This is a genomic window from Streptomyces cellostaticus (assembly GCF_023630175.1).
Taxonomy (GTDB): Bacteria; Actinomycetota; Actinomycetes; order Streptomycetales; family Streptomycetaceae; genus Streptomyces; species Streptomyces cellostaticus_A.
The window spans coordinates 157874-164664 of the sequence record NZ_JALLIN010000010.1 but is presented as its reverse complement, the minus strand read 5'-3'; the positions used below and the strand labels follow the sequence as shown (position 1 = coordinate 164664).

Annotated in this window: 4 protein-coding genes; 3 read left to right on the top strand and 1 reads right to left on the bottom strand. The window is 73.3% G+C overall.

The annotated features are described in order from the left end of the window. The 3 genes from MXD57_RS09165 to glgB all read left to right on the top strand — a co-directional run. Window positions 1-420, top strand: a 420-nt coding sequence (locus MXD57_RS09165; RefSeq protein ID WP_250400823.1) for an alpha-glucosidase C-terminal domain-containing protein, incomplete at its 5' end; no start/stop codon positions are given. 93 nt (window positions 421-513) lie between these two features. Beyond that, entirely contained in the window at window positions 514-1959 is a 1446-nt protein-coding gene (locus MXD57_RS09160; protein ID WP_250400822.1) for a maltokinase N-terminal cap-like domain-containing protein, read from the top strand. A 137-nt stretch (window positions 1960-2096) separates the two neighbouring features. Continuing rightward, on the top strand, window positions 2097-4340 hold the full coding sequence (gene glgB / locus MXD57_RS09155) for a 1,4-alpha-glucan branching enzyme (protein WP_374114673.1): 2244 nt from the start codon (window positions 2097-2099) through the stop codon (window positions 4338-4340). Between the two features lie 93 nt (window positions 4341-4433). Here the strand turns inward: glgB and MXD57_RS09150 are convergent, their stop codons facing one another. Further along, the gene (locus MXD57_RS09150) at window positions 4434-6650 is read right to left on the bottom strand and encodes a HelD family protein (RefSeq protein ID WP_250400820.1); all 2217 of its coding nucleotides are present in this window, start codon (window positions 6648-6650) and stop codon (window positions 4434-4436) included. Between the last annotated feature and the right edge of the window lie 141 nt (window positions 6651-6791).

Sequence of the window (6791 nt, the reverse complement as noted above, 5' to 3'; positions counted from 1 at the left end):
TCGTCCGACCCGGGGCGCCTGTTCCTGCCCACCATCATGGACCCGGTCTACGGCTACCAGGTCACCAACGTCGAGGCGTCCATGTCGTCGCCCTCGTCGCTGCTGCACTTCACCCGCCGCATGATCGAGATCCGCAAGCAGAACCCCGCCTTCGGGCTCGGGTCCTACACCGAACTGCAGTCCTCGAACCCGGCGGTGATCGCCTTCCTGCGCGAGTACGAGGACGACCTGGTGCTGTGCGTGCACAACTTCTCGCGGTTCGCCCAGCCCACGGAACTGGACCTCAGGCGCTTCACCGGACGCCACCCGGTCGAACTGTTCGGCGGGGTGCGGTTCCCGGCCGCCGGCGAACTGCCGTACCTGCTGACCCTCGCGGGCCACGGCTTCTACTGGTTCCGGCTGCGCCGGGACGCGGCGTAGTCCCACGGGTGGGGCGGCCGGCGGTTTCCACCGCCCCACCCCGGGCACGCAACACTCACACCCCGACGATCCGGGGAAAGGAACGTGACGCCCATGGCGGAGACGGTCACCCCCTTCGGCACCGACCGCACGACCGGCCACCTCCTGACATCGCTCGATCCGCTGCTGCGCGAGTGGCTGCCCCGGCAGCGCTGGTTCGCGGGCAAGGGACGCCCGGTCACCGGGTTCACCCAGGTGGCCGCCACCGAACTGCTCCCCCCGGAAGGCCGGCTGGGCCTGTACCACCTGCTGCTGCGTGTCCACCAGCCGTCCGTACTGGGCGCGCCACCGCACCCCGGTGACTGCTACCAGCTGCTGATAGGCGTGCGCGAGGCGCTGCCGCCCCGGCTGGCGCCCGCGCTGATCGGGCATGTGGAACAGGGGCCGCTCGCCGGACGCACGGTGTACGAGGCCCTGTACGACCCCCGGCCCGCCGAGGTGCTCCTGGAGGCCCTGCGCACCCGGGCGCGCATCGGCGGGCTGCGGTTCGAACGGGACCCGGAGCAGGAGATCCGAAACGGCCTCGTACCGCGGCTGATGACCGCCGAGCAGTCCAACTCGTCGATCGTGTACGGCGATACGTTCATCCTGAAGCTGCTGCGCCGGGTGGTCCCGGGGGTCAACCCCGACCTTGAGATACCGCTCGCCCTCGCCCGCGAGGGCTGCGACCGGGTGCCCGCGCCCACGGCGTGGCTGCTCGCCGGGCCGGACCAGGAGCCGTACGTCCTGGCCGTGCTCCAGCCGTTCCTGAACGGAGCGGACGACGGCTGGGAACTGGCGCTGCGCGAACTGGCCAAGGGCGAGGACTTCGTCGCCGAGGCGCGGGCGCTCGGCCGGGCGACCGCCGAGGTGCACATGGCGCTGGCGCGCGCGCTGCCGACGGTCACCCTGGGCCAGGCCCAGCTCCGGCTGCTGGTGGACGGCATGACCGAGCGGCTGGAGGCGGCGGTGCGGGCGGTGCCGGCGCTGCTGCCGTACGAGCGCGGGCTGCGTTCCGCCTTCGAGGCGCTGGCCGAGCTGGCCGCCGAGGGGCACACCTGGACCGCCCAGCGTGTCCACGGCGATCTGCACCTCGGCCAGTGCCTGCGCTCACCGGCCGCGGGCGCCGCCCCGGCGTCGGGCGGCGCGGACACGTGGTCGCTGATCGACTTCGAGGGCGAGCCGGCCCGGCCGCTGGCCGAGCGGCGCATGCCGCAGCCCCCGGTGCGGGACATCGCCGGGATGCTGCGCTCCTTCGACTACGCGGCGCACTCGGCGAACCCGCCCGCCCCGGACTGGGCGCGACGCTGCCGGTCCGCCTACTGCTCCGGTTACGCGGAGGCGGCGGGCCGCGATCCGCGCACCGACCCGGTCCTGCTGCGGGCCTACGAGACCGACAAGGCCGTCTACGAAGTCGTCTACGAGGCCCGTCACCGGCCCGAGTGGCTGCCCGTGCCCCTCGCGGCGGTCCGCCGCCTCGCCACGTCCGACCCGACCCTCGCCCGGGAGAACCGTCCGTGACGTCCAAGAAGTCAGCCACCTCGAAGAACAAGTCGGCCAAGAGCAAGCCGGACCGGAGCAGGACGGAGCGGAACAGGCCTGACCGGAGCGGGACGGACGGGAGCGGGACGGGCGGGGCCGGAAGGGGCGGGGCCGCGATCCCCGCCGCCCGCAGGCCCGATGCGCCGGACCGGCCCGGTCCGGCGGAGGTGGCGGTCTCCCCCGCGATCGACGCCGGTGACCGCGAACGGCTGCTGCACGGCACGCACCACGACCCGCACTCCGTGCTCGGCGCCCACCCGGTCCCCGGCGGCGTGGCGTTCCGCGCCTTCCGCCCCTACGCCCAGGCGGTCACCGTCGTCGCCGGGGAGCTGCGGGCGGAGCTGCACGACGACGGCGACGGCTTCTTCTCCGGGCTGCTCCCGCTCACCGGCGTCCCCGCCCACCGGCTGCTGGTCACCTACGACGGCACCGTCCACGAGACGGAGGACGCCTACCGGTTCCTGCCCACGCTGGGCGAGCTGGACCTGCACCTGATCGGCGAGGGCCGGCACGAGCAGCTCTGGCGCGCGCTCGGCGCCCACCTCACGACGCACCAGGGGGTGACGGGCACCCGGTTCGCGGTGTGGGCCCCGAACGCCCGGGGCGTGCGGGTCGCCGGGACCTTCAACTTCTGGGACGCCGGGGCCTTCCCGATGCGCTCGCTCGGCTCGTCGGGCGTCTGGGAGCTGTTCGTGCCCGGCGTCGGCGAGGGGGAGCTGTACAAGTTCGAGATCACCCGCCCGGACGGCTCGCGCACCCTGCGGGCCGACCCGCTGGCCCGCCGCACCGAGGTCCCGCCCGCGACCTCCTCCATCGTGCACGCCTCGCACCACGAGTGGGGGGACGCCCAGTGGCTGGCCCGGCGCGCCGACACCCCGCTCCACGAGGCGCCGTTCTCGGTGTACGAGGTCCATCTGCCCTCCTGGCGACCGGGCCTGACCTACCGGCAGCTCGCCGAGCAGCTTCCCGCCTACGTGACGGAGATGGGGTTCACCCATGTGGAGCTGATGCCGGTCGCCGAGCACCCGTTCGGCGGTTCCTGGGGGTACCAGGTCACCGGCTTCTACGCGCCCACCGCGCGCCTCGGCACCCCGGACGACTTCAAGTACCTGGTGGACCGGCTGCACCAGGCGGGCATCGGTGTGCTGATGGACTGGGTCCCCGCGCACTTCCCGCGCGACGCGTGGGCGCTGGCCGAGTTCGACGGACGGCCCCTGTACGAGCACCACGACCCGCTGCGCGCCGCCCACCCCGACTGGGGCACCCTGGAGTTCGACTTCGGCCGGCGCGAGGTGCGCAACTTCCTGGTGGCGAACGCGGTGTACTGGTGCGAGGAGTTCCACATCGACGGGCTGCGGGTGGACGCCGTCGCCTCGATGCTCTACCTGGACTACTCGCGCGAGCCCGGCCGGTGGACACCGAACGAGCACGGCGGACGGGAGAACCTGGACGCGGTGGCGTTCCTCCAGGAGATGAACGCCACGGTGTACCGGCGGTGCCCGGGAGTGGTGACCATCGCGGAGGAGTCGACGGCCTGGGACGGCGTCACCCGCCCCACCCACCAGCCGGGTCCGAGCGGCTTCGGCGGCCTCGGCTTCGGGCTGAAGTGGAACATGGGCTGGATGCACGACTCGCTGCGGTACATGAGCCATGAGCCGGTGCACCGCAGCTACCACCACCACGAGATGACCTTCTCGATGGTGTACGCGTACAGCGAGAACTACGTGCTGCCGATCTCCCACGACGAGGTCGTGCACGGCAAGCGGTCGCTGGTGTCGAAGATGCCGGGCGACTGGTGGCGGCAGCGCGCGAACCTGCGGGCCTACCTCGGCTTCATGTGGGCGCATCCGGGCAAGCAACTGCTCTTCATGGGGCAGGAGTTCGCCCAGGGAGCGGAGTGGTCCGAGGCGCACGGCCCCGACTGGTGGCTGCTCGACCCGTCCTACGGCGCCGAGGCCGACCACCGGGGGGTGCGGGACCTGGTGCGGGACCTGAACGCCCGCTACCGCTCCACACCGGCACTGTGGCAGCGGGACACCGACCCGGCCGGCTTCCAGTGGGTCACCGGTGACGCGGCGGACGACAACGTCCTCGCGTTCCTGCGTCTCGACGCCGAGGGGAATCCGCTGCTCGCGGTGTCCCACCTGGCGCCGGTGGTGCGGCACGACTACCGGATCGGTGTGCCGGAGGACGTTCCGGCGTGGGTGGAGGTGCTGAACAGTGACGCGGGGCGGTACGGCGGGAGCGACGTCGTCCATCCGGACGCGGTCAAGCCGGAGCCGCAGGGCGCGCACGGGCGTCCCGCGAGCATCCGGTTGACCCTGCCTCCGCTGGCCACGGTGTGGTTGCGGCCCGCGTAGGCGCCGCGCCCCCGCCGGGGGACCGCGCCCCCGGGACCTCCGCGCCTCGGACACCACGGGGGCCGAGGGCGGCCGGCGCCGCCGGTGCGCCGGTCACGCCCCCAGCCCCGCCGGCAGGTCGCCGGTGTGGAGCACGCCCAGGCGCTGGGTGGCGCGGGTGAGGGCCACGTAGAGGTCGCTGGTGCCGTAGCGGGCCGGTTCCACGACCAGGACCGAGTCGAACTCCAGACCCTTCGACTGGCGGGGGTCGAGGAGGACGACGGTCCGGGTGAGGTCGGGTTCCGCGCCCGCCGTCACCCCGTCGAGCCGCGCGGCCAGCGCCCGGTGCAGCTCGCGCGGGGCGATGACCGCGAGCCGGCCCTCGGCGGGGGTGAGTTCGGCGACGGCCGCCGCGACCGCGCCGGGCAGGTCGCCGCCCGCGTCCCGCACCCAGGGCCGTGCCCCCGTGGAGCGCACCGAGCTCGGCGGCTCGAAGTCCGGGTGCTCGGCGCGGACCACGGCCGCGGCCAGGTCCATGATCTCCGCCGGGGTGCGGTAGTTGACGCCGAGCCGGGTGTGTTCCCAGCGGTCCTCCACGTAGGGGGCGAGGATGTCCGCCCAGGAGCCGACACCGGCCGCCTCGGCGGTCTGGGCCGGGTCGCCGACCAGGGTCATCGAGCGGGTCGGGCTGCGGCGCATCAGCAGCCTCCAGGCCATCGGCGACAGCTCCTGCGCCTCGTCCACGATGATGTGGCCGAAGGCCCAGGTCCGGTCGGCCGCGGCCCGCTCGGCGGCGCTGCGGTGGTCGGCCTCCTCGTGCCGCTCGGCGAACCGCTCGGCGTCGATGATGTCGTGCGCGGACAGGACCTCGCTGTCCTCGTCGTCCTGGTCCTCGAACTCGTAGGTGCGGGAGGCGTAGGAGACGTCGAGCACGCCCTGGGCGTAGGCGACCTGCGTCCGCCGTTCGTGGTCCGCGCGGGCCCTGGCGATCCGGTCGTCCTCGCCGAGGAGTTCGGCCGCCTCGTCGAGGAGGGGTACGTCGGCGACGGTCCAGGCCCGGGTCACCGGGCGGCGGACGGCGTCGGCGTCAGCCGGGGGCAGGTGGCCGTCCGGCTCGGCGAGGAAGTCGGCGACCAGCCGCCGCGGGGTGATCCGGGGCCACAGCAGGTCGACGGCGGACCAGACCTCGGGGTTCTCGGCGAGTTCGTCACGGATCTGGGTGACGTCGGCGGGGTCCAGCAGGCTGCCGCCGTCGTACGGGTCGGTGCCCACGCGCTCGGCGTACAGCTCGGTGAGCGTGTTGAGGATGTGGCCCTCGAAGTACTCGCGGGCCACGTTGTGCGGCAGTCCGGTGGCACGGGTGCGCTCGCGGGCGACGCTCACGAGTCCGTCGTCCAGCATCAGCACCTCGCGGTCGTGCTCGACGGTGACGACCGGGTCGGGCAGGGCCTGCCGGTCGCGTACGACGGCGGCCAGGACGTCGGCCATGCCGGCCCGGCCCTTCACGGCGGCCGCCTCGGGTGTGTCGGTGGCGGTGGCCCGCACCCCGGGGTACAGCTCGCCGACCGTGGACAGCAGCACGCCGGTCTCGCCCAGGGAGGGCAGCACCTCGCCGATGTAGCCGAGGAAGGCGGGGTTGGGTCCGACGATGAGCACGGCGCGGCGGGCCAGCAGCTCCCGGTGCTCGTAGAGCAGGTAGGCGGCCCGGTGCAGCGCCACGGCGGTCTTGCCGGTGCCGGGGCCGCCCTCGACCACCAGCACCCCGCGGTGCGGGGCCCGGATGATCTCGTCCTGCTCGGCCTGGATGGTCTGCACGATGTCGCTCATCCGGCCGGTGCGCGCCGAGTCGAGCGCGGCCAGCAGGACGGCGTCGCCGCTGGGGTCCTCGTGGCCGGTGCGGGTGGCGTCGCCGAGGTCGAGGATCTCGTCGTGCAGGGAGGTGACGGTCCGGCCCTCGGTGGTGAGGTGCCGGCGGCGGCGCAGTCCCATCGGGGTGTGGCCGGTGGCCAGGTAGAACGGACGGGCGACGTCGGCGCGCCAGTCGATGAGGACCGGCGTGCGCTCGGCGTCGTCCTCGCGCAGACCGATCCGGCCGATGTGATGGCTGACACCGGAGGTCGGGTCGATCCGGCCGAAGCAGAGCGAGCCGTCCACGGCGTTCAGCGCGGCGAGCAGCCCGGAGCGTTCGGCGACCAGGATGTCCCGCTCCAGCCGGGCCTGCATGGGCTTGTCGCCCTGCGCGAGGGCGTCCGCGACCGAGGTCTCGGCCTCGCCGCGCAGCTCGTCGACGCGCGCGTACAGTCCGTCGATGAATTCCTGCTCGCGTCGCAATTCACCGTCTGGAAATTCGGTGTTTGACAATTCCGCTCCCGCCCGGATATACTCTGCTCAGTGAACTTCACCGCGCCTTCGGCCAAAGGAAGTCGCGAATCACTGAATATACGCAGAGAAATCCCCCGAGCGCAATTGCTC

Coding starts and splice junctions, on each gene's coding strand:
- MXD57_RS09160 (WP_250400822.1), top strand. CDS start 514: ATGGCGGAGACGGTCACCCCCTTCGGCACCGACCGCACGACCGGCCAC.